This is a genomic window from Kaistia dalseonensis (genome assembly GCF_030814715.1).
In the GTDB taxonomy this organism is placed as follows: domain Bacteria; phylum Pseudomonadota; class Alphaproteobacteria; order Rhizobiales; family Kaistiaceae; genus Kaistia; species Kaistia dalseonensis.
The window spans coordinates 107,454-133,632 of sequence record NZ_JAUSVO010000001.1; the positions used below are offsets into that span (position 1 = coordinate 107,454).

Below are 26,179 nucleotides of genomic sequence, written 5' to 3' on the forward strand. Positions count from 1 at the left end.
AAGAGGCGCATCATGAGTTTTACCGCCGCCATTATCGGACGACCCAATGTCGGCAAGTCGACGCTGTTCAACCGGCTCGTCGGCTCGAAGATCGCGCTCGTCGACGACACGCCCGGCGTGACGCGTGACCGTCGCCCCGGCGAGGCGCGGATCGGCGATCTCTATTTCACGATCATCGACACGGCTGGCCTCGAGGAGGCCGACCCGGCGAGCCTCGAAGGGCGCATGCGCGCCCAGACCGAGATGGCGATCGCCGAGGCCGATGTCTCGCTCTTCCTGATCGACGCCCGCGTGGGCGTGACGCCGATCGACGAGCATTTCGCGGAACTGCTGCGCCGTGTCGGCAAGCCCGTGATCCTGGTCGCCAACAAGGCCGAGGGCAAGGTGGGCGAGGCCGGCGTGATGGAGGCGTATAGCCTCGGCTTTGGCGAGCCTGTGGCGCTTTCGGCCGAGCACGGCGTCGGCATGGCCGATCTCTTCGCCGCCCTGCTGCCCTTCGAACAGCTCGAAGAAGCCTTGGAGGATGAGGGCGAAGGCGATGACGACGTCATCGATCCCAGCGCCCTGGAAGAGGAAGTCGAGCAGGTCGATCCGACCCGCCCGATCAAGGTCGCGATCGTCGGCCGGCCCAATGCCGGCAAGTCGACATTGATCAACACCATGCTGGGCGAAGACCGCATGTTGACCGGCCCCGAGGCCGGCATCACGCGCGATTCGATCTCGGTCGATTGGGAATGGCAGGGCCGCCCGATCAAGCTGTTCGATACGGCCGGCATGCGCAAGAAGGCCCGTGTCGAGGAGAAGCTAGAGAAGCTCTCCGTTGGTGACGCGCTCCGCTCGATCCGTTTCGCCGAGGTCGTCGTGCTGACGCTCGATGTGACGATGCCGTTCGAGAAGCAGGACCTGCAGATCGCCGATCTCGTCGCGCGCGAGGGCAGGGCGCTGGTTATAGCGCTCAACAAATGGGACCTCATCGAGGATCGCCAGAAGGCGATGGCTGAACTGCGCGAGATGGCCGAACGGCTGCTGCCGCAGGTTCGCGGCGTGCCGCTCGTGCCGATCTCCGGCCTGACGGGCGCGGGCATCGACAAGCTGATGGCCGAGGTGCTGCGGGTCTACGCGACGTGGAACCGCCGTGTGCCGACGGCGGCGCTCAATCGCTGGCTCGCGAGCGTGCTCGAGCATCATCCGCCGCCCGCAGTGTCCGGCCGCCGCATCAAGCTGCGCTACATGACGCAGCCAAAGGCGCGCCCGCCGACCTTCGTCGCCTTCTGCTCCCGCCCCGAGGCGCTGCCGGAATCCTACACGCGCTATCTGCTGAACGGACTGCGTGAGACCTTCAAGCTCGACGCCGTTCCGCTGCGGCTGACGCTTCGCAAGGGCGAAAATCCCTATGAGGACAAGGCGAAGAAGCGCTAGCGCTTCTTCGCCCAAACGAACTTATTCGCGGAGCCGTCGGCGATGAAGACCATCCGTGTCCTGATGACTGGCGACGATCTGGTCGACGCCGCGAGCAGGATCCTCGAACCCGCCGGTGCAAGTCTTGAGACGATGAGCGGGCCGATCGACGAGGCTCGCATGGTGAGAGCACTCTCCGGAGGCGGCTTCGACGCGCTGCTGGTCCGCGCCAATCCACCCCTGAGTCGCGCCGTCCTCGCCGTCGCCGATGGCCTCGCCATGATCTCCAAGATGGGTGCCGGCGTCGACAGCGTCGATCTCGCTGCCGCCACGGAGCGGGGCATCCCGGTGATGACGGCCGGGGACGCCAACGCTGATGCCACGGCCGAGATGACGATCGCGCTGATCATGGCCCTCCGGCGCAACATTGTCCGGCTCGATGGCCGCGTGAAGGCAGGGATCTGGGACCGTGGCGCCTATCTCGGGACGGAACTGCGCGGGCAGACGCTCGGCATTATCGGGCTTGGCCGCATCGGGCGTCGCGTGGCCGCTATCGCGCAAGCGCTGGGGCTCAGGGTCATTGCGTCGGGTCGTCCGGATGCCGCTCCCAAGGCTCGACCTGATGTGACGATCGTCTCGACGGAAAGGCTGCTGGCCGAAGCCGATATCGTCAGCCTCCATTGCCTGCTCAATCCGGCGACGCGCGGCTTCATCAACGGCGCGGCGATCGCGATGATGAAGCCGGGTGCGCTGCTGGTGAACACGGCGAGGGGCGCCTTGATCAACGAGGCCGACGTCGCCGACGCGCTCCGCTCCGGCCGTCTCGGCGGCGCGGCATTCGACACGCTTTCGACGGAACCGCCGACGGAAGCCAACCCGCTGCTTGCAGCACCCAATACAATCATCACGCCACATATCGCGGCGGAGACGGCCGCCACGCTCGATCGCATGGCAGTGCTCGGCGCCGAGAATATCGTGTCATGGTTTGCGCAGCGGTCGATCGTGCTCGACCGGCTGGTGAACCGCGATGTGCTGGAGCGGCTTACGGACGTCAATGCCGTCGGCGCAGTCAGCGAATAATACCGACCTAATCGAGGAAGTGCGTCACCGAATTGGTCGGGAATTCGAAGCGTGTGCCGTGATCGTGGAATTCCGGCGACAGCATGCGGACGAGGTCGGGCGCCACGGCGCTCGGGTGTTTCAGCGTCTGCGGATCCTCGCCCGGTCGTGCCTTGGCGCGCATCTGCGTGCGCAGCGGCCCCGGCTCGAACAGATTGACGCGCACGGAGGTCGAAGCGACTTCCGCCGCATAGGTGCGCACCAGCGCTTCGAGCGCCGCCTTCGATGTCGAATAGGCGCCCCAGAACGGTCGGCACTTCTCCGCCGCGCCCGAGCTCAGGAAGAGCGCCCGCCCGGCGTCCGAACGCTGCAATAGCGGATCGAGAGAACGGATCAGGCGATAGTTCGCCGTGACGTTCACCGTCATGACGTCGTTCCATTCCTTGGGGTCGAGATGGCCGACAGGCGTGATCAGACCGAGCAGGCCGGCATTGCCAAGGAGGCCATCGAGCTTGCCCCAGCGCTCATAGATCGAAAGGCCGAGCCGGTCGATGGCGTCGAGGTCGCGCAGGTCAAGCGGCACCAGCGTCGCGCTGCCGCCCTTGGCCCGGATGGCGTCGTCCAGTTCCTCGAGCGCGCCGACGGTGCGGGCGATGGCGATCACATGCGCGCCGGCCGCGCCGAGCGCTACGGCGGCATTCCAGCCAATGCCGCGCGAGGCGCCCGTGACGACGATGATGCGGCCGGATAGATCGGGAGAAGCCATGGAAGGGTCCAGAGTCGGGAAGATGAAACGCGGGACCCTCCTTTACCTCTCCAACGGGAGAGGCAAAAGCAGGATCAGCTGGCCTCGGCGAGGCGGGGCAGGGTCTGGACCTTGCCGCGATCCTCATAGTCGGCGAGCCGGGTCGGATAGTCGCCGGTGAAACACGCATCGCAGAACTGCGGTGCATCGCCGTTGCGCTTCGCTTCGCCCACGGCACGGTAGAGCCCGTCGATCGAAATGAAGGCGAGGCTGTCAGCCTTGATGTAGCTCGCCATTTCCGGGATCGTCATATGGGAGGCGATCAGCTTCGACTTCTCCGGCGTGTCGACGCCATAGAAGCACGAATCGGTCGTGGGCGGGCTGGCGATCCGCATATGGACTTCGGCCGCGCCGGCCTCGCGCACCATCTGCACGATCTTCATCGAGGTCGTGCCGCGCACGATCGAATCATCGACCAGCACGACGCGCTTACCCTTGAGCACGCCCATATTGGCGTTGTGCTTCAGCTTCACGCCCATATGGCGGATCGCGTCGGTCGGCTCGATGAAGGTGCGGCCGACATAGTGATTGCGGATGATGCCGAGATCGAAGGGGATACCGGAGGCCTCGGCATAGCCGATCGCGGCCGGAACGCCGGAATCCGGCACGGGCACGATGACATCGGCGGGAATGCCGCTCTCGCGGGCGAGCTCGGCGCCGATCTGCTTGCGCACGGCATAGACGCCGCGTCCATCGACCGAGGAATCCGGCCGGGCGAAATAGACATACTCAAAGATGCAGAAGCGTGAGCGGCTCTTCTCGAACGGAAACAGGCTTTCAATGCCTTCATCCGTGATGATGACGACTTCGCCCGGCTTGATGTCGCGGACATAGTTCGCGCCAATGATGTCGAGCGCACAGGTCTCGGAGGCGAGCACCCAGGCTTCATCCAGCTTGCCGAGGACAAGCGGACGGACACCAAGCGGGTCGCGGCAGCCGAGCATCTTCTTCTCGGAGAGTGCGACGAGCGAATAAGCCCCTTCAATGCGCCGAATCGCATCGACGAAACGGTCGAGCAATTGGCCATGGTTCGAGGTCGCGATCAGATGGATGATCGTCTCGGTATCGGAGGTGGACTGGAAGAGCGAGCCGCGGCGCTGCAATTCGCGCTTCAGGATCATCGCATTGGTCAAATTGCCATTATGCGCCACGGCGAAGCCGCCGCCGGCGAACTCGGCGAACATAGGCTGGACGTTACGCATGCCGGCGCCGCCCGTGGTGGAATAGCGATTATGGCCGATGGCGCGTCGACCGGGCAGGCGATCGATCACAGCCTTGCGCGTGAAGGTGTCGCCCACCAGGCCGGCATGGCGCTCGATCGAGAACCGACGGCCATCATGGGCGGCAATGCCGGCGGCTTCCTGGCCGCGATGCTGCAGGGCATGCAGTCCAAGCGCCGTGAGCGCCGCGGCGTCGTCATGACCGAACACGCCGAACACGCCGCACTCTTCATGAAGGCGGTCGTCATCCGCCGCCATAGGCAGCATCGAGAAATCGTCCATATCCATCCTCGTGACGGACGAAGCGACTGGCGCGCTTCGCCTCAAGGTTTGGGTTGCCCCTGGCTCGTTCCCTGGTCCGGTTCTTCAGCCGGTGGCGTGTCGTTCCCATTGCCGATCAGATTGTCCAGATTCTGGCGTTCGGTCCCGCCATAGCTCGGTGCCGGCTGGTCCGCCGCACCACCCGGTGTCGTGGCCGACCCCGATGTGTCTGGCGAATCCGCGGGTGCCTCTGCCGGCGGCGTCGCTTCCTCGCTCGCGCCGTGCAGTCGTTCCTGGATCGTCTTTTCGATATCTTCCGGCAGCGCGGCGACCAACTGATCACCGAGCTTCTTCAAGATAGGAGCGCTTTGGGCATTTGCCACCCAATCGGGCTGGCGATCCGACAGAATCCAGTTCAGAAAACTGAACGCTATGACAACCAAAAGCACGCCACGGGCGAGGCCGAACACGAAGCCCAGCGTGCGGTCGAGCAGGCCGACGCGGCTGTCGATCACGAAGTCGGAGATCTTCATCGCGATGAAGCTGGCGATCAGCAGCGCGACGAAGAAAATGCCTGCGGCCGTGGCGATGATCGCGATGTTCTTGTTCGCGATATAGGGCTCCACATAGGGCAGGAGCGATTTATAGAAATAATAGGCGGCCGCAGCCGCCAGAACCCAGGAGACGACCGACAGGACCTCGCGCACGAAGCCGCGCACCATGGCCAGCATGGCGGAGATCAGGATTACGACCAGGACGACGCCATCAAGGATGGTGATCGACATTTATACGGTGACCCCTCCGCCTGCGCGCCGTCCGCTTCGCGCTCTCTTCAATCCGCCACTTCGGCGACGGTCGGACGTCGCCTGACCGGCTCATCCGGTACGGCCTTCTGGGCCGGCCGCGAGCCCGAAGCGGCGATCGATGCGACGAGTTCGGCGAGTTGGCTGATGCCCTGCGATCCGGGATCGGCGTTCGTCGTCTTGTCCATCGATGCGGCCGGCAGGACGGCACGGGCAAAACCAAGCTTTTGCGCCTCTTTCAGGCGCTGCGCGGCATGCACGACCGGCCGGACGGCGCCCGACAAGCTCACCTCGCCGAAATAGACGCAATCAGCCGGCAGAGCAATACCGGAGAGCGAGGATACGAGCGCTGCGGCGACCGCGAGATCGGCAGCCGGCTCAGCGATTTTGAGGCCGCCGGCCACCGCAAGATAAACGTCATTCGGCCCGAGCCGCACACCGCAATGCGATTCGAGCACGGCGATCACCATGGCGAGGCGGCCGCTGTCCCAGCCGACTACGGCGCGCCGTGGCGTGCCGAGCGGCGAGGGGGCGACGAGCGCCTGGATTTCGACGAGGACGGGGCGGGTGCCTTCCATCCCGGCGAAGACCGCCGCGCCGGGCGAGGAAGCGTTGCGTTCGCCGAGAAAGAGCTCCGACGGGTTTGGTACTTCGCGCAGGCCGCTGCCCGTCATCTCGAAGACGCCGATCTCGTCGGTCGCGCCGAAACGATTCTTGACTGCACGCAGGATGCGGAAATGATGGCCGCCTTCGCCCTCGAAATAGAGCACGGCGTCCACCATGTGCTCGACGACGCGCGGACCGGCAATCTGGCCGTCCTTGGTGACGTGTCCAACCAGGACGACGGTTGCGCCGGATTGCTTGGCATAGCGGATCATGGCCTGCGCCGATGCGCGGACCTGCGTCACCGTCCCCGGCGCCGAATCGGCCTGCTCGGTCCAGAGCGTCTGAACGGAATCGACGATCACCAGTGCCGGCCTCGGGCCGGCCTCCAGCGTCGTCAATATGTCTTCGACCGACGTCTCAGCCGCGAGCGCGACCGGTGCACGCGCAACGCCCATGCGCTCGGCCCTGAGGCGGACCTGCGCGACGGCTTCTTCGCCCGATATGTAGATGACCCGCTGCCCGCGCTCGGCCAGCGCCGCCGATGCTTGCAGCAGCAGCGTCGATTTGCCGATGCCGGGATCGCCGCCGACGAGGAGCGCCGATCCGCGCACGAAACCGCCACCCGTCACGCGGTCGAGTTCGGCAATGCCGGTCGGGACGCGAGGCGCCTCGGCGCTTTCGCCATGCAACGGCTCGAGCGGCACGACGCGGCCTTTCCGGCCACTCCGCGCGGGTCCGCCGCCGATGCCGCCGGCCGCATTCTCCTCGACGAGGGTGTTCCACTCGCCGCAGGATTCGCAGCGCCCCTGCCAGCGCGGGCTGGCGGCACCGCAATTCTGGCAGATGAACTGGAGCTTGGCCTTGGCCACTACGCGCCTCCGACATAGTGGCGCTCATAGCGATCGCCGAGACTGGTCATGAACTCATAGCCGATGGTGCCGGCCGAAGCCGCGACCGTATCGATCGCGATGTTCGGGCCGAAAAGCTCGACGAAATCGCCGCGTGCGGCGTCGGGTATGTCGGTCAGGTCGATCGCCATGAGGTCCATGGAGACGCGTCCGAAAAGCGGCGCCGACTTGCCATGGACAAAGACGCTGGCGCCCGGCCGCAGATCGCTGGAGCTTGCGGCGCGCAGATAGCCATCGGCATAGCCCGTCGAGAGAATGCCTATCCGGCTGGTCCGTCTCGTCGTCTGCGTCGCGCCATAGCCGACGGTCTCGCCCTCGGGAACGACCCGGACCTGAATGATCCGCGTCTCGACGGTGATGACCGTGCGAAGCGGTGCTTCGTCCCGCATGAAGGCGCCGCCATAAAGCGCGATGCCCGGCCGGACGAGGTTGAAATGATAGTCGGACCCGAGATGGATGCCGGCAGAATGAGCGAGCGACGCCGGGACATCCGGGAAGAGAGCCGCGACCGCACCGAAATGGCCAAGCTGGCGCGCATTCAACGGGTGATCCGGCGTATCGGCGCAGGCGAGATGGCTCATCACGAGGGAAAGGCCGAGCGAGCGTGCGCTCTCCGGCAATTGCGCCAGCGCGCCAGCCTGGTCGAGCGTCAGGCCGAGCCGGTTCATGCCCGTGTCGACATGAAGGGCGGCGAGGCCGCGCCCGCCGCCGGCGCGATAGGCGGCCCATTCCTCGATCTCGGCGAGCGAGCCGAGCACGGGCCTCAGGTCCTTATCGGCGAGGGTGTGGGCTGATCCTTCGGCAAGGCCGTTCAGGACGTAAATCGTCGCCTCGGGAAGTGCCGCCCGCAAGCGCAGACCCTCTGCCGGCAGGGCGACGAAGAACGTGCGGCAACCGGCGGCAGCGAGCGCGACGACAGCCGGCTCGAGTCCAATGCCATACGCATTGCCCTTGACCGCGGCTCCAGTCTCTGCGCCGCCGGCGCGCTGCGCGAGCACGCGCCAATTATCGGCGAGCGCGCCGAGATCCACGGTCAGGCGGCCGCCCGCTATGGAGCGCGACGAGGTATCGGCTTGGTGCAGATTGTTCATTGGAGCAAGCTTATGTGATTCCATCAGCGGCCGGCAGATCGGCATCGATACTGTCCGCTTTAGCACTATGATCGCTGCTCTTCGCGGCTTTCTCGCGACGATGATGCGGAGGCCGTCATTGCAGCAGACTGCTCGTCATCTCGGCTACGTCACCCTCGTCGTAGACGACTATGATCGCGCCATAGCCTATTTCACCGGCGTGCTGGATTTCGACCTGGTCGAGGATACGCCGCTCGGACCAGACAAGCGCTGGGTTCTGGTTGCGCCGGCCGGTTCAGACGGCGCGCGGCTTCTGCTGGCCAAGGCCGCCAATGAAGCCCAGGCCGGACGCATCGGCGATCAGACCGGAGGCCGCGTCGCCTTCTTCCTGCATACCACTGATTTTGAGCGCGACTTCGCCTTGTTCACCGCGCGCGGTGTCTGCTTCCTCGAAGCTCCCCGCCAGGAAAGCTACGGCACAGTCGCCGTCTTCGAGGACATTTTCGGCAACAGATGGGATCTGCTCGAGCTCAAGCGCTGACGCGCGTCATTCATAGCTTTCCGGCAGATGATCGCGGCGGACGAGGTTGGAGAAGCGCGTCACTTCGGCCTCGAATTGGAGCGGCACCGTGCCGGTCGGGCCGTGACGCTGCTTGCCGATGATGACCTCGGCGATGCCGGCGACCTGCTCCATCTCGGCTTGCCACTTGAAGAACTCTTCGGTTCCTTCCTTCGGCATCTTGCCCTTCAGATAATATTCGTCGCGATAGACGAACATCACCACGTCGGCGTCCTGCTCGATCGAGCCGGATTCGCGCAAGTCCGAGAGCTGCGGCCGCTTGTCGTCACGGGCCTCGACCTGGCGCGAGAGCTGCGACAGCGCGATCACCGGAACGGCGAGTTCCTTGGCCAAGGCCTTGAGGCCGGTCGTGATTTCGGTGATCTCCTGCACGCGGTTGGCCTGTCCCTTGCCGGAACCCTGCAGCAGCTGCAGGTAGTCGATGACAAGGAGATCGAGGCCGCGCTGGCGTTTCAGCCGGCGCGCGCGGGCCGTCAACTGGGCGATCGAGAGACCGCCCGTCTGGTCGATATAGAGCGGTATGCGCGCCATTTCGCGCGATGCTGCGACGACACGGGCGAACTGGTTCTCGTCGATCGATCCGCGGCGGATATGCGAGGAAGAGACGCCCGACTGCTCGGCGATGATACGGGTCGCGAGCTGTTCGGCCGACATTTCCAGCGAGAAGAAGCCGACAATGCCGCCATTCACGGTCTTCATCGAACCATCAGGCTGCAATTCACCGCGATAGACCTTCGCGACATTGTAGGCGATGTTCGTGACGAGCGATGTCTTGCCCATGGCCGGGCGGCCAGCGAGCACGATCAGATCGGAGGGCTGCAGGCCGCCCATCTGCTTGTCGAGGTCGTCGAGCCCGGTTGCGATGCCCGACAGGTGGCCGTCGCGCTGATAGGCGGCGCTCGCCATGTCGATGGCGTTCTTGAGCGCGTCTTCGAACGAGTGGAAGCCGCCATCATAGCGCCCCGTCTCGGCGAGCGCGAACAGCCGACGCTCGGCATCCTCGATCTGCGCGCGGGGCGGCATGTCGATTGGCGCGTCATAGGCGATGTTGACGACATCCTCGCCAATGCCGATCAACGAGCGGCGAATGGCGAGATCGTAGATCGCGCGACCGTAATCCTCCGCATTGATGATCGTCGTCGCCTCGGCGGCGAGGCGGGCGAGATATTGCGGCACGTTCAGATCGCCAATGGCGAGGTCGGGCGGCAGGAAGCTCTTCAGCGTGACCGGCGTCGCCACCTTGTTCTGGCGGATGATCTGCGACGTGATCTCGTAGATCTGCCGATGAATCGGCTCGTGGAAATGGCCGGCCTCGAGAAAATCCGAGACGCGGTAGAACGCCTCATTGTTCACGAGGATGGCGCCGAGGAGCGCCTGCTCGGCCTCGATGTTATGCGGTTGCTGCCGATAGAGTTCGACAGGCTGAGATTGTATCGCACGCGCTGGCAGGTTCATCGTTCTCGCCCTCAATCCCCGGCAGGTAGTTAGCGGCAGGGGCCGACGCGACTCAAACGCTCATATCAATCGTACACGTTATCAACAGAGGCGGCTCAAGCCACATGCTCTCTCTTGCATTGAGCAAAACTGCGGCAATGGACCGATTCTCTGCCCCATGTTTCCACCCCTTATCCAGTTTATTTGAACAGCGCGCGTAGGGTTCGCCGGCGCGTGGCGTGCTGGGGTCATGGCTGGGGTGCCGGATCATCATGGGAGCACGGCATGGACGCGGAAAGCGCAAGGACCGCATTGCACCGTTTCGGCCTCGGCCCGAGGCCCGGGGACATCGAGAAGATCGCGAGCGACCCTCGCGGTGCTCTGCTCGCAGAGCTCGGGACAACGGATATCGCCATCCTTGACGATGCCGACCTGCCGAATACCTCGCAGGGTTTCATCGCCATCCGCGACTATCAGATGGATCGGAGGCTCAAGCGCGACACCGAGAAGAAGGTGCAGGCCGAAATGGCCGCCATGAGCGCCACCGGGCCGAGCGGTGCGCCCGTCGCGCCAATGCCTGGCATGACCGCCATGGCTGCCGGTGAAATTGCGAGCGCTGCGCCAAAGCCAAAGGCCGACGTCCCGACGCCTCCCTCCGTGCCGCAGGCTTATTATCGCGACGAGATCGATGCCCGAACGGCCCGCCAGCGTGCTGTCTCGATCGGCTTCGTCGAGCGACTGGTCTTATTCTGGACCAACCATTTCGCCGTACAGGCGGATAAGGATGAAATGGTCCGTGGTCTTGCCGGCGCTTTCGAACGCGAAGCGATACGGCCCTTCGTGCTTGGCCGCTTCGAGGACATGCTCGTTGCAGCGACCCGCCATCCGGCGATGCTGCTGTCGCTCGACAATGCCGGCTCGATCGGCCCGGATTCGCGGGCCGGCAAGAAGCGCGACCGTGGCCTCAATGAGAACCACGCACGTGAGCTTCTGGAACTCCACACGATCGGCGTCGACGGCGGCTACAGCCAGTCGGATGTCACCGCCTTTGCCCGTATCCTGACGGGCTGGACCTTCGAGCGGAATGTCGAACGCGCCGATGCCGGCGTCTTCCGCTTTCAACCCAATCTGCATGAGCCCGGCGACCAGACCGTCATGGGCAAGGTCTACCGGGCCGATGTCGACTATCCCGTCGGGAATGAAGGACAGGGGCTGTCGATCCTGCATGATCTCGCGGTGCATCCGGCAACCGCCCGTCACATTGCCGGGAAGCTTGCCCGTCATTTCGTCGCGGACGACCCACCACAGGCATTGGTGGACCGCATCGCCGCGAAGTTCACCAGTTCCGGCGGCGATCTGAAGGCCATTGCCGAAACACTGGTACGGTCCGACGAGGCCTGGGCACCGGGCCGGAAATTCACTACGCCGCAACGCTTCCTGACGGCCTCGATCCGAGCGCTGGACGTCGATCTCGAGGCACAGCGCGTCATCCAGTTCCTGAATGTGCTGGGCCAGCCCTATTGGACGCCCCCATCCCCCGAAGGCTTCCACGACGACGCCGGAACATGGCTGGCACCGGACGGGCTGACGAGTCGGCTCGATATTGCCGATCGCCTCGCACAGCAGGCCGCGCTCGCGAGCGATCCCATGGCTTGGACAGTCGACATTCTGGGCGTCGGCGCCTCGCAGGAGACGGTGCAGGCCATCCGGCGAGCCGAATCGGCCAGGCAGGCTGCGGCCCTGCTCGTCATGTCGCCCGAATTTCAGTGGAGCTGATCCGATGGAACACGCGATGAATGCTAATGACGGTCTGCTGCGGCCGAGCCGTCGTCTCTTCCTCGCCGGAGCCGGCGCCTTCGTCGCCTGGGCCCAGATGCCGCGCTTCGCCTTTGCCGGCACGCGCGACCCGCGATTCGTCGTGGTGATCCTGCGGGGCGCGCTCGACGGTCTTGCGGTGGTGCCTCCGATCGCTGATCCAGAGTATCCGGAGCTGCGTGGCGATCTCGCCATTGGCAGTCCGGGGCAGGGCGGCACGCTGCCGCTCGGTGGCTTCTTCGCCCTCAATGACGCCATGCCGAACCTCCACGCCCGCTATCAGAAGCGCGAAGCCCTGATCGTGCACGCGGCGGCCTCGGCCTATCGCGACCGTTCGCATTTCGACGGTCAGGACGTGCTGGAGAGCGGCATGGCAGGGCCTCGCATGAGCCGTGACGGATGGCTCAACCGGGCGGCCGACGCCTTACCGAAAGGTGGGGCGGTTCGGCCGACCGAAGGATTGGCGGTGAGCGCCACTGTGCCGCTCGTGCTGCGCGGTCGTGCGCCCGTCTTCACATGGATGCCGGCGGGGCTCCAGCCGGCGGGCATGGACACTGCCGACCGGTTGATGGACCTCTACACCCATGCCGATCCCGAGCTTGGCCGGGTCTTTTCGGCCGGGCGCATGGTCGACAAGATGGCGGCCGGTGGATCACAGATCAAAGGCGGTGGGCTCGACGTCAATTTTCGCCGCATTTCGGTCGGCGCCGCACGCCTGCTCGCGGAAGAGGACGGGCCGAGGCTCGCCGCGCTCAGCTATGATGGCTGGGACACGCACGCCAATGAAGGACCGGAGGATGGCCGCCTCGGCAAGTTGCTCGCGGCATTGGACGGCGCGCTCGATGGCCTCGCCGCGGAACTGGCGCCCGTCTGGAGCGACACGGTCGTCGCGGTGATGACCGAATTCGGCCGTACCGCGCGAACAAACGGCACCGAGGGAACCGACCATGGCACGGCGACCACGGCCTTCCTGATGGGAGGCGCCGTCAAGGGCGGTCGCGTGCTCGCCGATTGGCCGGGCCTCAAGCCGAGCCAACTCTATCAGGGGCGAGACCTCGCCGCGACGACCGATCTGCGGGGCGTCCTGAAAGGCGTACTGCGCGATCATCTCGGAATATCAGAGGCGACGCTCTCGACCCGCATCTTCCCGGACAGCATCGGCGTGAAGCCGATCGACGACCTCATCGCATAAGACTGGAACTGACGCGCTGCCTCCCGTCATCGACGCGACGATGAAGGGGGGCAGCGTTGTCTGTCTATTCCCCGGCGATCTTGAGGGAAGGGCGCTGGCCGGCCTGGTCGCGGCGCCGCAACGCCTCTTCCGCCTGCCAGATATAGTCGCGTGTCAGGGGCAGCGCGTTCTGGTCGCGAACGAGCTGAATCTGGAAGATCATCATGTCCTGATAGCGGAAGGCGGTCTCGGACGCGGCGAGATAGAACTCCCACATCCGGCAGAAGGCCTCGTCGTACAGCGCGAGCGCTTCGTCACGCCGCGCCATGAAGCGTTCGCGCCACGCACGAAGGGTCTCCGCATAGTGAAGACGAAGAATCTCGATGTCGGTGACCTTGAGGCCCGCCTTCTCGATCGCTGGAAGCACTTCGGAGAGCGATGGAATGTAGCCGCCCGGGAAGATGTATTTCTGAATCCAGGAGTTCGTCTCGCCGGGCATGTCGAACCGGCCGATCGAATGCAGCACCATGACGCCATCATCGGCGAGCAAATCCCGCGCCTTCTCGAAATACTCCGAGAAATGGCCGACACCGACATGCTCGAACATGCCGACAGAGATGATGCGGTCGAATTTGGGCTTCAGCGACCGGTAGTCCTGCAGCAGGAACCGGGCGCGATGAGCGAGATCCTGCTCCTGCGCCCGCGCGTTCGAGACCTTGTGCTGTTCCTCCGATAGCGTCACGCCCGTGACGTCGATATCGGCACGGCTCGCGAGATAAAGACCGAGACCGCCCCAGCCGGAGCCAATGTCGAGCACGCGCTGACCCGGCGCCAGAGCAAGCTTGGCGGCCAGATGGCGCTTCTTGGCGAGCTGCGCCTCTTCCAGCGAACTGTCCGGCGTCTCGAAATAGGCGCAGGAATATTGCTGGTCGCTGTCGAGGAAGAGCGAATAGAGCCGTCCGTCCAGATCATAATGATGGGCGACGTTCTGCCGCGAACGGAACGGCGTATTCCACTGGCGGAAGCGGCGCGTCCAGACACGGAAATGGTAGATGACGCGCCACCACCACGCTCGTCCCGTGCCGCCCATATTCTGCAGCACGACCTCAAGGAAATCGTAGATCGAGCCTTGGTCGAGGACCAAGCCCCCATCCATGAATGCTTCGCCGAGCTTCAACTCGGGATTGAGGACCACGCCGCGCTCGGCGGACTTCGATGTGAAGCGCGCTCGAACATGCTGGCCGGTCCCGTCGCCGAAGCGGTAGACCGTTCCTTTGGCGTCAACCAGTTCCAAGGATCCCTTCTTGAGGGACTTGGAGAGATAGTCGGCGAGCAACCGGTTCATGATGATCCGCCGCCCTTTCTGTGGGGGGCCCGGATAGCCGGGCTCGGCTTCGGTTGAGAACTTGGCATCATCTGCCTGTCACAAACGATGGTAGCCCCGATTTCGCCGTAATTTCAAGCGGGTGGGCGTGACCTTAAAACAACACTTGGAGGAATGAAAAAGAGGCGCGCCGATTGCTCGGCGCGCCTCCCAGAAAAACTAAGGCTTCCTTTGGGTATTGGATACCGTCAGGCTTCCTCGGCTTCGTCCTCGAAGCCTTCTTCATCCTCGAGCGGCTCGAGCTCGAAGGTCTCGCGAACGGTGAGATCCTCACCCTTCTCCTGGCGGGCGGCTTCGTCGGCGCTGCGGGCGACGTTGACCGTCACGGTCGATTCGACTTCCGGATGGAGGGCGATGATGATCGTGTGCAGGCCGATCGTCTTGATCGGCTGCTCGAGCACGACCTGATTGCGGCTGACGCTGAAGCCGGCCTCGGTGACCAGATCGGCAACGTCGCGGCTCGACACGGAGCCGTAGAGCTGGCCCGTCTCGCCGGCCTGGCGAACGACGACGAAGGACTGGCCGTTCAGCTTCTCCGAGATCGCCTCGGCGTCCTTCTTGCGCTCGAGATTGCGGGCCTCGAGCTGCACCTTCTCGGCCTCGAAGCGCTTCTTGTTGGCTTCGGTGGCGCGCAGCGCCTTACCCGTGGGCAGCAGGAAGTTACGGGCAAAGCCGTCCTTGACGCGCACGACTTCGCCCATCTGGCCAAGCTTGGCGACGCGTTCCAGCAGAATAACGTCCATTTGATTGCTCCTTTAATTGCGTTTGTTGCTGTTGTTGTTGAATTCACGGCATGCCGGCGCGACCGGCGAAACGGCGCGCACGGAAATGGAAGAAGGTGTCAGCGACGCCAAGCGCGGCCATCAAGGCGATGGGCAGCACGAAGACGAAGCTGAGCGCGTAGGCGACGAAAAGGATGGCCGAGCGTAGCGGACGTCCGATCAGCAGTGCATGGAGGCAGCCAAAGCCGGTCAGCGCGAAGCCGAAGCCGATGGCGCCCGCAATCGCGGCCGCCGAATGTCCGATGCCACCGGGGAGGACGAAGCTCGCCACCAGGGCCGCCCCGAGCGCGCCCGCGGCCACGGGCGGGAGGACCACGGTCCAGACTGGAGCCCAGACACGCTGCAGCATGCCGGACATCTTGACGATGCGCGCGCCGGCCCAGGCATTCAGCACGAGAATGCCGAGCGTCAGGCTGGCGGCGGTAAACGGCATCAGGGTGATGTTGAAGCGGACCAGCGGCTCGAGTTCGGCCCGCGATGGCGCGCTGCCGCCTGCATCCTGGGCGAGCCATGCCTGGATCACGGTCAGCGTCTGGTCGATCAGCGTCTCGGGATCATAGCCGAGCGCGTAACCCGCGATCACGATCGCGACTGCAACTGCCAGGCTGAGGCGCAGCAGCGTCGCGTCGAGCGGGAACCACTCGCGCACCGGAGGCTCGCCATCGAGCGTCCGTGACAGGCCGATCAGATGCGCCGCCCAGGCAATCGGAGCTGCGAACAATACGAGATAGAGGCCACCGGCGATCGGTCCGATGGCAGCGCCGATCAGCGCCGAGGCGAGCGCCGCGCCGACCACGCCGGAGAGCGTGCCGAAGCCGAGGCCCGCAATGGCGATGGGCAGCGGTGAAAGCATGAAGAGGGGGAAAGCGAGCGCGGTCCCGCTGATCAGCGCGGCAAAGAGCAGTGCCGCCGCCAGACCGGCCCCGAGGCCTATGAGGATATTGCGCGCCATATGATCGCTGTCCCGCTGCGAGAGCGGTTAGAGACGGATCCGGAAACCGGTCTGCCCCAACCAAGTCTTGCCTTTGAAGGCCCAAGCCTTGCCCGTGAAGGCATACGTCAAGCCCGAAAGGGCTCAAACTTTCCGCCTTTGGTGGCAAATGGCGAGCCGGCGACAGGGCCGCCGGCTCGCTCAAATCGCAAATCGACCGCGCGAAGCGGCCTTTCGCTTACTTGATCACGTAGGGCAGGAGGCCCAGGAAGCGCGAGCGCTTGATCGCCTGAGCAAGTTCACGCTGCTTCTTCGCCGAAACGGCGGTGATGCGGGACGGAACGATCTTGCCGCGCTCGGAGATGTAGCGCTGCAGGAGGCGAACGTCCTTGTAGTCGATCTTCGGCGCATTCGGGCCCGAGAACGGGCAGGTCTTGCGGCGACGGAAGAACGGACGACGCTGGCCGCCCGACGAAGTGCTGGTGGTGCTACCGAACTCAGCCATTATTCAGCTCCTTCGCTGTCTTCGCCACGCGGGCGACGCTCGCCACGGAAGCCGCCGCCACCGCCATCACGGTCGCCGCCGCGGAAGCCGCCGCTGCGCGGACGGTCGCCACGATCGCCGAAGCGGCCGCCACGATCGCCATCGTCGCGATCGCGCTTCTGGAGCATGGCCGACTGGCCTTCCTCGAGCTCTTCGACGCGGATGGTGAGAATGCGAAGAACGTCTTCGTTGATGCGCTGCTGGCGCTCCAGCTCGGCCACGGCGGCTGCCGGGGCGTCGATGTTCATCAGCGTGTAGTGAGCCTTGCGGTTCTTGCGGATGCGGAACGCAACCGACTTCAGGCCCCACTGCTCGACCTTGGCGACGGAGCCGCCATTGGCCTCGAGGATGCCCTTGAAGGTCTCGGTCAGCGCTTCGACCTGCTGGGCCGAAACGTCCTGACGGGACAGGAACACGTGTTCATAAAGCGGCATATTGCCCTTCCTTTTCGCTTCCCGGCGCCAAGCCTCACCGAAGCCTTCGAGAAAGGCTTGATCGGTACGTACTTCGAGAGCGGAGACACGGGAAGACGGGATCCTGTGATCCCTGCGGTATGCACCGCCTTCCGTTCAACCCCCGGCCGGGTGTCATGACGACGGGGGGTGCATATACGGGAAAGGACGGAATGGCAAGGGTTGCCGATAGACCGCCGCCAGATCGCATCCGGCGGCGGTCATATCGCAATGGAACCTCAGCCTGCCTTCGTGACCGGAGGGATGACCCAGGACCCGTCGATGATCGAGGGCTTGTTCTCGTCCGGCCAGTAGAGGCGCAGCATCAGGTGGAACTTGCCCTTGGGCGCGGGGAGCCAATTGGCTTCCTTGTCTGGACCCGGGCTTTCATTCTGGATGTAGATGACCAGCGATCCATCGGCCTCGTATGTCGGATTGGTCCGCAGGCTCATCGAATAGCGGTTGATCGGGTTCGCGACGAAGAACATCTGTTCGTCATACATCGTCAGCGACCAGAAGCCCTTGACCGGCGGCAACTGCCCCTTGTCGAAGCGCAGCGTATATTTGTGCTTGCCCTCATAGTCCTCGAGCAGCGAAGGCTTCAGCGATGTCGGGTAGACGGCGTCCTCCGGCCGGTTGGCGCCCAGGCCGATGGCGGTAATAAGAGCACGCTGGATGTAATTGGTGCCGTAGAGGCCCGTCTTGGTGGTGTAGTTCCAGCCGTTCTGACGCGTCATGTCTCCGTCTTTGGACGCGAAATGCAGCATGACGCGATCATAGGAAAGTGCGGGCACGCGCTTGTCCCATCGCCGGTCGATGAACTTCGGATCGAAATCCTTGCCGGCCTCGAGGCCGATCAGCTTGAACTGCTCCAGTGCCGGTGCGTCTTCGGGCGCGGGGGGATTGCGCTTCAGCAGATCGGCGAGCAGCTTGAAATACTCCGCGGTGGGCATGTGGTTGACCTGATCACGCACGGCCGTCTTCATGTCGATCGACGGGTCCACCTTGCCGGCGGGCGGCGTATAGTCCTTGCCCCAGGTGCTCAATGGCTGCAGCTTGAACTGGTCCTGCAACGCGTGGACCTCCGCATAGTCCTCAGGTGTACCGGTGCAGTAGATGCGTCCGAGCAGCCACACGATCGCGGTGGGGGACTTCAGCTCCGACATGCCGTCCGGAATCGTTCCCGTCCAGCCGGGTCCGGTGATCAGGAAGGTCTGGGCCTTCGTTCCGGTCGTGCGGCTGCCTGGCACGGCGAAGACGTCGGTCCAGCCGCTGAGGAATGGCAAAAGGAAATAGCGGTCCTTCATGTCGGGAACGCTCAGAACCCACGGTTCATCGCCGACGTCGAAAAAGGCCGTCGTGTAAAGCGTGTCGGCATTCGGCGCCGTCACGTCGCGGAAGCTCGCATCGGGATACTGGCGCAGTTTGATGATCGTGCCCATCGGCCCGCGTGTGCCGACCGGCTCCGCCACGTTGGTGACCACGCGCCGGGTCATTTCCATTGTGACAAGCGGATAGCCATAGATATAGGCGTCGGAGGCGATCGAGAAATCTTCGCTGTCCTCGGAGATGTCCATCAGCGGACCATCGAACGCGAAGCTGCGGCTCGGCATGGCGGCAGCCGTCATCAGGCCCAGACCGCCGAGCGCCAAGGCGCGCCGTGTAAGCCGAATTCTATCGAAGACGTTTCCTAAGTCTGACTCCGGACGAACTCGACTTTCGCTGAAGGGGGGCTTGATTGTGCGGGTCATGGGCGAATCTCCATTGAGCTTGGTGGCGGTCTGCGTCGCCTCATTGGATTTTAGCCGAGTGCCCGTTAGTCTGATGCCCAATTTTGGGCAGGCAGAATGATGAAAAACCGCATATCCGAACGCGCCGCTCCGTCGGTGGCCCGATGGGAGAACACGCTTCTCCAATATGGCTGGCTATCCCGCGTGGCGCCGGATTTCCGGAAGGAACTGCTGGCGGAGGCAAACTGGCGGCGGTTCGATGCCGGGCAGCACGTCACGCTCTCGGGCGAGGGAGGGGACGAACTGCTCTGTCTGTGCGAGGGCGCGCTTGCCATCACAAGCGGTCTCGGCACGTCCGACACGCCAACCATGCTGCATCTGGCGCGCCCTCCCTTCTGGCTCGGCTATGGACCGCTGATGACGGGCGAGCCGCGACGGGCCACGGCAACGGCGCGGACCAGTGGCTGGCTGGCACAGATTCTTGGTCGACGGCTCATGGCCATGCTGGCCGCGACGCCGGCCTGGTGGCCCAACATGTTCTTTCTGGCGGCAAGCTATGGCGACCTGGCGGCCCTGATTGCGGCCGACCTCGCGATCCGCGGCAGCGAACGGCGGCTCATCGCGGTGATCCTGCGCATGAGCGGCCACCGGACGCCGGCGGCCGGCCCGCCGCTGACCTTGCTGCCGATCAGCCAGGGCGAACTGGCCGCAGCCGCGAACATGTCCCGCAACACCGCCGGCACGATTATCCAGCGCCTTGCGTCGCGCGGCTTGCTGGTCGTGACCCCTCAGGGCCTGGTGGTCGAGAACCCGGGCGGACTGGCGAGCCTGCTCCTGGCATAGACGTCCGCCGCAGACCTGCGGGCCGTCGAATGCCGAGCATTCGCGCCCAGATTTCGTCGGCGCTTTCACATGCACGTCATGCGTACGTCCTAGTTCCGGTCTGTCGGCCGCGGACGCGGTCACCCCAATTGATGAGGTTTCCGATGCGCAAGATGCTGCTCGCCCTTGCGGCGACGACCATGCTCACCGGCGCGGCCCAGGCTGCGACCGTTTATCCGCTCGATCGTGCCACGATCCTCGCCGGCTCGCCCTTCGACTTCAAGGTCGAGTTCAAGGAGAATGTGAAGCCCGAAGACGTCAAGATCACGGTGAACGGCCAGGACTACAAGGCAGTCTTCGGCTCTGACGTGACCTTCACCGAAGCCGAAGTCGGCAAGGATGACAAGAAGCTCGGATCGGCCGTCACGCTGCGCAAGCTGATGATCGCAGCGCCCGGCGAATACACGGTCGAAGCCTCCGCTGGCGACGAGAAGAAGGCGGTCACCTGGACCGTCTACGCCACGCCGGCCGAGCCCAAGGTCAAGAACGTCATCTTCATGCTCGGCGACGGCCTTTCGGTCGCCCATCGCACGGCCGCCCGCATCATGTCGAAGCACATGACCGAAGGTAAGGCCGACGGTCGCCTGAACCTCGACGATGTCGACCTGCGTGCCTTCATCGGCACCTCGGCGACCGATTCGATCGCCACCGACAGCGCCAACACGATGTCGGCCTACATGACCGGCCACAAGACGGCTGTGAACGCGATTGGCGTCTATGCCGACCGCACGCCCGACAGCCTCGACGATCCGCGCGTCGAGAACATCGCCGAGGCGCTGCGCCGCACCACCAAGAAGTCGATCGGTATCGTCACCGGCGCCGAAGTCGAGGACGCGACGCCGGCCGCCGTCGTCTCGCATACGCGCCGCCGCGCCGACAAGGCCGACATCGTCGGCATGCTCTATGACGTCAAGCCCGAAGTCCTGCTCGGCGGCGGCTCCGCCTATTTCCTGCCGAAGGAGACGCCCGGCTCCAAGCGCAAGGACGACAAGGACTTCGTCGCCATGTTCAAGGACGCCGGCTATGCGCTGGCGACCGACAAGAACGAACTGGAAGCCGCGTCCGGCACCAATACCGGCAAGATCCTCGGCCTGTTCCATACCGGCAACATGGACGTGACGCTCGATCGTGACTTCCTCAAGAAGGGCACCGTCGACAAGTTCCCGAACCAGCCCGGCCTCGTCGAGATGACCAAGGTCGCGCTCGGCGAACTCTCGAAGAACCAGGACGGCTTCTTCCTGATGGTCGAGGGCGCATCGGTCGACAAGATGTCCCATCCGATGGATTGGGAGCGTGCGATCGTCGAGACCATCGAGTTTGACAAGACGATTGGCCTCGTCCGCGAGTTCATCAAGACCCATCCCGATACGCTGCTTGTTGTGACCGGCGATCACACCCACGGTATCTCGCTCATCGGCACGATCGACGACGAGAAGCCTGGCGACGACATGCGCGAGAAGGTCGGCGTCTACGAGAAGGCCGGCTTCCCGAATTACAAGGACGAGAATGGCGACGGCTATCCCGATAGCGTCGACGTCTCGCGCCGCCTGGCGATCTTCGCGAACAACTTCCCGGACTATTACGAAACCTTCCGTCCCAAGCTCGATGGCCCGTTCCAGCCTTCCGTCCAGAACGAGAAGAAGGAATATGTCGCCAACGAAGCCTACAAGGACGTTCCCGGTGCTGTTCTGCGCATCGGCAACCTGCCGCGCTCGTCCGACACCGCGGTGCATGCGGTCGACGACGTCGTGCTGCAGGCCGTCGGCCCGGGCGCGGACGAGTTCAAGGGCTACATGGAACAGAGCGATGTCTACCGCGTCCTCGTCGACGCCATGGCGCTCGCTCCGGCCAAGAACTGATCGTCCGGTGCCGTCTGACGTCTCGTCGGCCGGCATGGTCTATCGAAGCAAGGCTCCGGGCATCTGTGCCCGGGGCCGCCTCCATGAGTGGAAACCGATGACGAAAACGGCTCCGATATCACGCCGCCTAGTTCTCGGCGGTGGCCTTGCTGTGCTGTCGGGACTGTCGATGACGTCGCGCCCGGCGCTTGCCGCTCCGCCGATGCTGACCTTCGATGAGCTCTACGGCTCGGTTGGCGTTCTCGGGCTGAAATTCTCCGACAAGGTCAAGGCGCTCGCCGGACAGACCGTGGCGATGCGCGGCTTCATGGCGCCGCCGCTCAAGGCCGAGGCGTCCTTCTTTGTCCTCACCGAAATACCGATGTCGCTCTGCCCGTTCTGCTCGTCCGATGCCGATTGGCCCGACAACATCGTGGTCGTCTATCTCGACGCGAAGCAGACCTTCGTGCAGCCCAACACGACGATCGAGGTCGTCGGCACGCTCGAATATGGCTCCTGGACGGATCCGGAGACGGGCTTTGTCAGCCTGCTGCGCCTGCGCGGAGCCGACTTCGAGGCGGTCTAGATGGCTTTGCTGGGCCTGCGCATCGCCAATGTGAGCGTGTCGTTTACCGGCCTGCCGGTGCCTGTGCTGTCACTGCCGGCGCTGGAGATCGCGCCGGGCGAGCGCGTCGCCGTGACCGGCCCCTCCGGGTCTGGAAAGAGCACGCTGGTCAATGTGATCACCGGCCTGGAGCGGCCGTCGAGCGGGATGGTTCTGTGGGGCGAGATCGATATTGCGCGACTGCCGGAAGGCAAGCGTGATCGCTGGCGGGCGGAGAATATCGGCCTCGTCATGCAGGATTTTCATCTCTTCGCCGGTCTCTCTGCCCTCGACAATGTGCTACTGCCGGTGCGCCTCCGGATGAAAGGCGCCGCGCGTTTCGCCGAGCGCGCCCATGCACTGATGAACCGCGTCGGGCTCTCCCGTCATGATCAGCCGGTCGCCACCATGTCTCGCGGCGAGATGCAGCGTGTCGCGGTCGCACGCGCCTTGCTGCGCCAGCCCGGCGTCGTGATCGCGGACGAGCCGACGGCAAGCCTCGATCCGGAGAGCGGGGCGGCCGTCGCCGAACTGCTGCTGGAGCTTGCGGTGGAGGAGGGCACGACGCTCCTGGTCGTCTCGCACGACGAGCGATTGGTCGCACGAATGGATAGGCGCATCAGGCTGTCCGCCGGTCGCGTCGCGGTCGATCCGAACGTAGAGGCTGCACCATGATCCGCTTCGTGCTGGCGGATCTCCGCCGCCTCTGGGCAGGCTCGCTCGTCGTCATCCTGCTCGTCGCGCTCGCGACGGCGCTCGGCATAGCGGTGACGCTGCAGGAGCGCGCGCTGCGCCTCGGCAGCGCCCGGGCCGCCGACAAGTTCGATCTCGTCGTCGGAGCAGCCGGCAGCGAGACCCAGCTCGTGCTTTCCGCCGTCTTTCTGCAGGCCGCGCCGCTGCCGCTCGTTCCCGGCAAGGTGCTGCACGATCTCTCGGCCGATCCGCGCGTGACTTGGGCGGCGCCCGTCGGCTTCGGCGATTCGTTCCGGGGCTTTCCGATTATCGGCACGACCGTGACGTTGATCGCGGGCGCCGGTGGGGGCATCGCGGAGGGAAAGGCCTTCGACGCGCTCGATCAGGCGGTCGTCGGCTCCGCCGTGCCGCTCGCGATCGGCCAGCAGGCCAAGCCCATGCACGGCATGCCGGGCGAGGGCGGGCACGTCCATGAGGGGCTCACCTATCACGTCGTCGGCCGCATGGCCCCGACGGGCACGCCCTGGGACCGGGCGATCCTGGTCCCGATCGAGGCAGTCTGGAAACTGCACGGCATGGAAGAGGCGGAAGACCACGACCATCACGATGCGGATCATGACGAGGCTGATCGCGCGGATCATCACGATGACGAAGCGGCGCCCGTAGCATTGGGCGGCCCATGGAGTGATACGACGCCGGGCGTGCCGGCCATTCTCGTCAAGCCGAAGACGATCGCCGATGCCTACAAGCTTCGCGGCGACTATCGCTCCGGCTCGACGCTCGCCGTCTTTCCCGGCGAAGTCCTGACCCGGCTCTATGCGACGCTGGGCGACGCGAAGGCGGTGCTGAACTGGGTTGCGATCGGGGCGCAGCTTCTGGTCGCCGCCGCGATCGCCCTGGTTACCATCGTCCATGTCAGCCAGCGGCGGCGCCAGATCGGTGCCCTGCGTGCCTTCGGCGCGCCCCGACTTGCCGTGTTCGGGATCGTCTGGATCGAACTGTTTCTGCTGGTCGGTATTGGCATTCTGGCCGGCTTCGGTCTTGGCTATGGCGCTGCGCGCATCATGTCGGCGCTGTTCACCCGGGAAAACGGCGTCGTTCTTCCGGTGGAGTTCACACTGGGCGACGTCCGGCTCGGCCTCGTGCTGATGGCGGTTTCGGCGCTGCTGGCGGCCTTGCCGGCATGGCTCGCCTATCGCGAGCCGCCGGCCGCCGCACTGCGATCCTGAGGCCAGGCATCGCTAGAACCACTGGATTCCGTGTCCGAGCGCGTTCCTGATGACCGTCACGACGATGCCGCTGGAGGTGACGAGAAGGCCGAGCAGGAAGCGGTTCTTGGCCCGGCGATAGACGGGCACCTCGAGCGCGTCGATTTCGAGCAGTTCGGCAAGGCTCTTGATCTGCAGGACCAGGCCGGCGAGGAGCGGAGCGGCGGCGACGAGATCCAGTTTCTGCCAAGGCGTTGGGTCGTCCGCCCACTGCACGGTGAAACCGAGCGAAAAGCCGAGGACGATACCGACGGCGGTGATGGAGCCGTTGCGGAACGCCGCATCGAGCTTCTGGACGGGCGCGGCGGGGGCCTGCGGGTCATCATTCATGTTGAGCCTGCCACGGAGAGCGCTTGACCTCGGATGTCCTCTGTCTCCGAAGGCGGACGCGTGGTCAAGTCACCATCTTGGCGGCGCCCCGTCGCCGCCTTGCAAACCCGCCCGGTGTCCTGGCAACGGCATTGCGAAACCGTTGCGAAAACCAGCGGAACCATCAACTTCCGTTGGCTTCGCATCAATTTTTCGCAGCTTTTATTTCCCATTCGGTCAAGGCATAGTGCGGGTCCTTCGCAAGACCCTCGGAATCGTGAGCCTGCGCGGCAACCCCTTCCTCGGTCGTCATCATTGGGACATTGGACGTGAGTGAGAGCGCGCAAGCCTTCACCGAGAGCGAGCAGGCCCTGCGCCCCGCTCCGACGAACAGCATCGCCGAGCGGACTGCCTTTGGCATCCTGATCGCCATCAGCATGTCGCATCTGCTGAACGATCTGATGCAGTCGGTGATTTCGGCGATCTATCCGATCCTGAAGATCGAGTTCAGTCTCGATTTCAGCCAGATCGGCATCATCCAGCTGGTGTTCCAGCTGACCGCATCGATCCTGCAGCCCATTGTCGGTCTCTATACCGACAAGCGGCCCTTGCCCTTTTCGCTGCCGATCGGGATGGGGTTCACGCTGGTCGGCCTGCTCCTGATGGCGTCGGCGTCGAGCTACGCGGTCCTGTTGGTCTCTGTCGCGTTGATTGGCATGGGCTCGTCGATCTTCCATCCCGAATCCTCGCGCGTCGCCCGCATGGCCTCGGGTGGTCGCCATGGCCTCGCGCAATCGTTGTTCCAGGTCGGCGGGAATTTCGGCTCGGCCATCGGACCGCTGCTCGCCGCCTTCATCGTGCTGCCGCGTGGGCAGGGGGCCGTTGCCTGGTTTGCGCTGGTGGCGCTCGCCGGCATGATCCTCCTGAGCCGCGTCGGCTTCTGGTACCGCGATCATCACCGGACCCATGGCGCGCGCAAGAAGGTCGTCAGCAACGTCAAGTCGCTACCACGCTCCGTCGTCACGCGGTCGATCCTGATCCTCGCCGCATTGATCTTCTCGAAGTTCTTCTACATGGCGGCGCTGACGAGCTACTACACCTTCTACCTGATCGATACATTTGGCGTTTCGGTCCAGAGCTCGCAAATCTACCTGTTCGTGTTCCTCGGGGCGGTCGCCGTCGGAACGATCGCGGGCGGGCCGATCGGCGATCGATTCGGGCGGAAGTTCGTGATCTGGTTCTCGATCCTCGGCGTGCTGCCGTTCACGCTGCTGTTGCCGCATGCGAACCTGTTCTGGACGGTCGCGCTGTCGATCATCATCGGCCTGGTGCTGTCCTCGGCCTTCTCCGCCATCATCGTCTATGCGCAGGAATTGATCCCCGGCAAGGTCGGGCTGGTCTCCGGCCTGTTCTTCGGCTTCGCCTTCGGCATGGGCGGCATCGGCGCCGCCGCGCTCGGCGAACTGGCGGACCGGACCTCGATCACCTTCGTGTTCCAGCTCTGTGCCTTCCTGCCGCTGATCGGCCTCCTGACCGCCTTCCTGCCCAATGTCGGAGAACCGCACCGTCGCTGAGCGGCTGTCTGGCTCTCTGCGACAAGGAGGCACGCCGATCGCGGGCGTTTGCCTTGTT

Annotated in this window: 24 protein-coding genes; 11 read left to right on the plus strand and 13 right to left on the minus strand. The window is 64.6% G+C overall.

Annotated features, from left to right (window positions below; all coding sequences use genetic code 11):
- Nucleotides 1-12: 12 nt before the first annotated feature.
- Together der and QO014_RS00505 are read left to right on the plus strand one after the other, a co-directional pair.
- Nucleotides 13-1,419, plus strand: a complete 1,407-nt coding sequence (gene der, locus QO014_RS00500; RefSeq protein ID WP_266346697.1) for a ribosome biogenesis GTPase Der — start codon at nucleotides 13-15, stop codon at nucleotides 1,417-1,419.
- A 42-nt stretch (nucleotides 1,420-1,461) separates the two neighbouring features.
- The gene (locus QO014_RS00505; protein ID WP_266346698.1) at nucleotides 1,462-2,478 is read left to right on the plus strand and encodes a hydroxyacid dehydrogenase; all 1,017 of its coding nucleotides are present in this window, start codon (nucleotides 1,462-1,464) and stop codon (nucleotides 2,476-2,478) included.
- Nucleotides 2,479-2,485: 7 nt separating this feature from the next.
- Here the strand turns inward: QO014_RS00505 and QO014_RS00510 are convergent, their stop codons facing one another.
- The 5 genes from QO014_RS00510 to alr form a co-directional block, all read right to left on the minus strand.
- Nucleotides 2,486-3,223: an SDR family NAD(P)-dependent oxidoreductase gene (locus tag QO014_RS00510; RefSeq protein WP_266346699.1), complete on the minus strand. Its 738-nt coding sequence runs from the start codon at nucleotides 3,221-3,223 to the stop codon at nucleotides 2,486-2,488.
- Nucleotides 3,224-3,297: 74 nt separating this feature from the next.
- Entirely contained in the window at nucleotides 3,298-4,764 is a 1,467-nt protein-coding gene (gene purF / locus QO014_RS00515; RefSeq protein WP_266346700.1) for an amidophosphoribosyltransferase, read from the minus strand.
- A 41-nt stretch (nucleotides 4,765-4,805) separates the two neighbouring features.
- A complete protein-coding gene (locus QO014_RS00520) occupies nucleotides 4,806-5,528 on the minus strand; it encodes a CvpA family protein (protein WP_266346701.1) in 723 nt (240 codons plus the stop codon).
- A gap of 47 nt (nucleotides 5,529-5,575) precedes the next feature.
- Nucleotides 5,576-7,021, minus strand: coding sequence for a DNA repair protein RadA (radA, locus tag QO014_RS00525; RefSeq protein ID WP_266346702.1), 1,446 nt, complete (start codon nucleotides 7,019-7,021; stop codon nucleotides 5,576-5,578).
- Entirely contained in the window at nucleotides 7,021-8,151 is a 1,131-nt protein-coding gene (gene alr / locus QO014_RS00530) for an alanine racemase (protein WP_266346703.1), read from the minus strand. The genes radA and alr overlap by 1 nt, the downstream gene beginning before the upstream one ends.
- A gap of 103 nt (nucleotides 8,152-8,254) precedes the next feature.
- On the opposite strand from alr, the gene QO014_RS00535 reads away from it, so the two are divergent.
- Nucleotides 8,255-8,671 (plus strand): VOC family protein, encoded by a 417-nt coding sequence (locus tag QO014_RS00535; protein WP_266347746.1) that lies wholly within the window; start codon nucleotides 8,255-8,257, stop codon nucleotides 8,669-8,671.
- A gap of 6 nt (nucleotides 8,672-8,677) precedes the next feature.
- Here QO014_RS00535 and QO014_RS00540 read toward each other — a convergent pair whose 3' ends face one another.
- The gene (locus QO014_RS00540) at nucleotides 8,678-10,165 is read right to left on the minus strand and encodes a replicative DNA helicase (RefSeq protein WP_266346704.1); all 1,488 of its coding nucleotides are present in this window, start codon (nucleotides 10,163-10,165) and stop codon (nucleotides 8,678-8,680) included.
- Between the two features lie 264 nt (nucleotides 10,166-10,429).
- Here QO014_RS00540 and QO014_RS00545 point away from each other — a divergent pair, with 264 nt between their 5' ends.
- The gene (locus QO014_RS00545; RefSeq protein WP_266346705.1) at nucleotides 10,430-11,920 is read left to right on the plus strand and encodes a DUF1800 domain-containing protein; all 1,491 of its coding nucleotides are present in this window, start codon (nucleotides 10,430-10,432) and stop codon (nucleotides 11,918-11,920) included.
- A gap of 16 nt (nucleotides 11,921-11,936) precedes the next feature.
- On the plus strand, nucleotides 11,937-13,151 hold the full coding sequence (locus QO014_RS00550) for a DUF1501 domain-containing protein (RefSeq protein WP_266346706.1): 1,215 nt from the start codon (nucleotides 11,937-11,939) through the stop codon (nucleotides 13,149-13,151).
- Nucleotides 13,152-13,215: 64 nt separating this feature from the next.
- Here QO014_RS00550 and QO014_RS00555 read toward each other — a convergent pair whose 3' ends face one another.
- From QO014_RS00555 to QO014_RS00580, 6 genes are all read right to left on the minus strand, one after another.
- On the minus strand, nucleotides 13,216-14,475 hold the full coding sequence (locus QO014_RS00555) for a cyclopropane fatty acid synthase (RefSeq protein ID WP_266346707.1): 1,260 nt from the start codon (nucleotides 14,473-14,475) through the stop codon (nucleotides 13,216-13,218).
- A gap of 227 nt (nucleotides 14,476-14,702) precedes the next feature.
- Nucleotides 14,703-15,257, minus strand: a complete 555-nt coding sequence (gene rplI, locus QO014_RS00560; RefSeq protein WP_266346708.1) for a 50S ribosomal protein L9 — start codon at nucleotides 15,255-15,257, stop codon at nucleotides 14,703-14,705.
- A gap of 43 nt (nucleotides 15,258-15,300) precedes the next feature.
- Nucleotides 15,301-16,248 carry a YybS family protein gene (locus QO014_RS00565; RefSeq protein ID WP_266346709.1) on the minus strand — a complete coding sequence of 316 codons (948 nt, stop codon included), beginning with the start codon at nucleotides 16,246-16,248 and terminating at the stop codon, nucleotides 15,301-15,303.
- A 217-nt stretch (nucleotides 16,249-16,465) separates the two neighbouring features.
- On the minus strand, nucleotides 16,466-16,732 hold the full coding sequence (gene rpsR, locus QO014_RS00570; protein WP_266346710.1) for a 30S ribosomal protein S18: 267 nt from the start codon (nucleotides 16,730-16,732) through the stop codon (nucleotides 16,466-16,468).
- Entirely contained in the window at nucleotides 16,732-17,205 is a 474-nt protein-coding gene (gene rpsF / locus QO014_RS00575) for a 30S ribosomal protein S6 (RefSeq protein WP_266346711.1), read from the minus strand. Before rpsF ends, rpsR begins: the two co-directional genes overlap by 1 nt.
- A 257-nt stretch (nucleotides 17,206-17,462) precedes the next feature.
- The gene (locus QO014_RS00580) at nucleotides 17,463-18,896 is read right to left on the minus strand and encodes a DUF1254 domain-containing protein (RefSeq protein ID WP_266347747.1); all 1,434 of its coding nucleotides are present in this window, start codon (nucleotides 18,894-18,896) and stop codon (nucleotides 17,463-17,465) included.
- Nucleotides 18,897-19,157: 261 nt separating this feature from the next.
- On the opposite strand from QO014_RS00580, the gene QO014_RS00585 reads away from it, so the two are divergent.
- The 5 genes from QO014_RS00585 to QO014_RS00605 all read left to right on the plus strand — a co-directional run bounded on the left by QO014_RS00585 (nucleotide 19,158) and on the right by QO014_RS00605 (nucleotide 24,199).
- The gene (locus QO014_RS00585) at nucleotides 19,158-19,796 is read left to right on the plus strand and encodes a Crp/Fnr family transcriptional regulator (protein WP_266346712.1); all 639 of its coding nucleotides are present in this window, start codon (nucleotides 19,158-19,160) and stop codon (nucleotides 19,794-19,796) included.
- A gap of 143 nt (nucleotides 19,797-19,939) precedes the next feature.
- Nucleotides 19,940-21,694, plus strand: a complete 1,755-nt coding sequence (locus tag QO014_RS00590; protein ID WP_266346713.1) for an alkaline phosphatase — start codon at nucleotides 19,940-19,942, stop codon at nucleotides 21,692-21,694.
- A 169-nt stretch (nucleotides 21,695-21,863) separates the two neighbouring features.
- A complete protein-coding gene (locus QO014_RS00595; protein ID WP_266346714.1) occupies nucleotides 21,864-22,259 on the plus strand; it encodes a hypothetical protein in 396 nt (131 codons plus the stop codon).
- 6 nt (nucleotides 22,260-22,265) lie between these two features.
- A complete protein-coding gene (locus QO014_RS00600) occupies nucleotides 22,266-22,952 on the plus strand; it encodes an ABC transporter ATP-binding protein (RefSeq protein WP_266347748.1) in 687 nt (228 codons plus the stop codon).
- Nucleotides 22,949-24,199: an FtsX-like permease family protein gene (locus QO014_RS00605; protein ID WP_266346715.1), complete on the plus strand. Its 1,251-nt coding sequence runs from the start codon at nucleotides 22,949-22,951 to the stop codon at nucleotides 24,197-24,199. The genes QO014_RS00600 and QO014_RS00605 overlap by 4 nt, the downstream gene beginning before the upstream one ends.
- A 12-nt stretch (nucleotides 24,200-24,211) precedes the next feature.
- On the opposite strand, the gene QO014_RS00610 is transcribed toward QO014_RS00605, so the two are convergent.
- The gene (locus tag QO014_RS00610) at nucleotides 24,212-24,568 is read right to left on the minus strand and encodes a hypothetical protein (protein WP_266346716.1); all 357 of its coding nucleotides are present in this window, start codon (nucleotides 24,566-24,568) and stop codon (nucleotides 24,212-24,214) included.
- Nucleotides 24,569-24,984: 416 nt separating this feature from the next.
- Here QO014_RS00610 and QO014_RS00615 point away from each other — a divergent pair, with 416 nt between their 5' ends.
- Nucleotides 24,985-26,121 (plus strand): MFS transporter, encoded by a 1,137-nt coding sequence (locus QO014_RS00615; RefSeq protein ID WP_370877101.1) that lies wholly within the window; start codon nucleotides 24,985-24,987, stop codon nucleotides 26,119-26,121.
- Nucleotides 26,122-26,179: the final 58 nt, after the last annotated feature.

Bases quoted from the DNA above. Each gene is read 5' to 3' on its own strand.
- der (WP_266346697.1), top strand. From the start codon at position 13: ATGAGTTTTACCGCCGCCATTATCGGACGACCCAATGTCGGCAAGTCG.
- purF (WP_266346700.1), bottom strand. From the start codon at position 4,764: ATGGACGATTTCTCGATGCTGCCTATGGCGGCGGATGACGACCGCCTT.
- QO014_RS00510 (WP_266346699.1), bottom strand. From the start codon at position 3,223: ATGGCTTCTCCCGATCTATCCGGCCGCATCATCGTCGTCACGGGCGCC.
- alr (WP_266346703.1), bottom strand. From the start codon at position 8,151: ATGAACAATCTGCACCAAGCCGATACCTCGTCGCGCTCCATAGCGGGC.
- QO014_RS00520 (WP_266346701.1), bottom strand. From the start codon at position 5,528: ATGTCGATCACCATCCTTGATGGCGTCGTCCTGGTCGTAATCCTGATC.
- rpsF (WP_266346711.1), bottom strand. From the start codon at position 17,205: ATGCCGCTTTATGAACACGTGTTCCTGTCCCGTCAGGACGTTTCGGCC.
- QO014_RS00535 (WP_266347746.1), top strand. From the start codon at position 8,255: ATGCGGAGGCCGTCATTGCAGCAGACTGCTCGTCATCTCGGCTACGTC.
- QO014_RS00565 (WP_266346709.1), bottom strand. From the start codon at position 16,248: ATGGCGCGCAATATCCTCATAGGCCTCGGGGCCGGTCTGGCGGCGGCA.
- QO014_RS00595 (WP_266346714.1), top strand. From the start codon at position 21,864: ATGACGTCGCGCCCGGCGCTTGCCGCTCCGCCGATGCTGACCTTCGAT.
- QO014_RS00545 (WP_266346705.1), top strand. From the start codon at position 10,430: ATGGACGCGGAAAGCGCAAGGACCGCATTGCACCGTTTCGGCCTCGGC.
- QO014_RS00615 (WP_370877101.1), top strand. From the start codon at position 24,985: ATGTCGCATCTGCTGAACGATCTGATGCAGTCGGTGATTTCGGCGATC.
- rpsR (WP_266346710.1), bottom strand. From the start codon at position 16,732: ATGGCTGAGTTCGGTAGCACCACCAGCACTTCGTCGGGCGGCCAGCGT.
- QO014_RS00610 (WP_266346716.1), bottom strand. From the start codon at position 24,568: ATGAATGATGACCCGCAGGCCCCCGCCGCGCCCGTCCAGAAGCTCGAT.
- QO014_RS00540 (WP_266346704.1), bottom strand. From the start codon at position 10,165: ATGAACCTGCCAGCGCGTGCGATACAATCTCAGCCTGTCGAACTCTAT.
- rplI (WP_266346708.1), bottom strand. From the start codon at position 15,257: ATGGACGTTATTCTGCTGGAACGCGTCGCCAAGCTTGGCCAGATGGGC.
- QO014_RS00555 (WP_266346707.1), bottom strand. From the start codon at position 14,475: ATGAACCGGTTGCTCGCCGACTATCTCTCCAAGTCCCTCAAGAAGGGA.
- QO014_RS00605 (WP_266346715.1), top strand. From the start codon at position 22,949: ATGATCCGCTTCGTGCTGGCGGATCTCCGCCGCCTCTGGGCAGGCTCG.
- QO014_RS00505 (WP_266346698.1), top strand. From the start codon at position 1,462: ATGAAGACCATCCGTGTCCTGATGACTGGCGACGATCTGGTCGACGCC.
- QO014_RS00550 (WP_266346706.1), top strand. From the start codon at position 11,937: ATGAATGCTAATGACGGTCTGCTGCGGCCGAGCCGTCGTCTCTTCCTC.
- QO014_RS00590 (WP_266346713.1), top strand. From the start codon at position 19,940: ATGCGCAAGATGCTGCTCGCCCTTGCGGCGACGACCATGCTCACCGGC.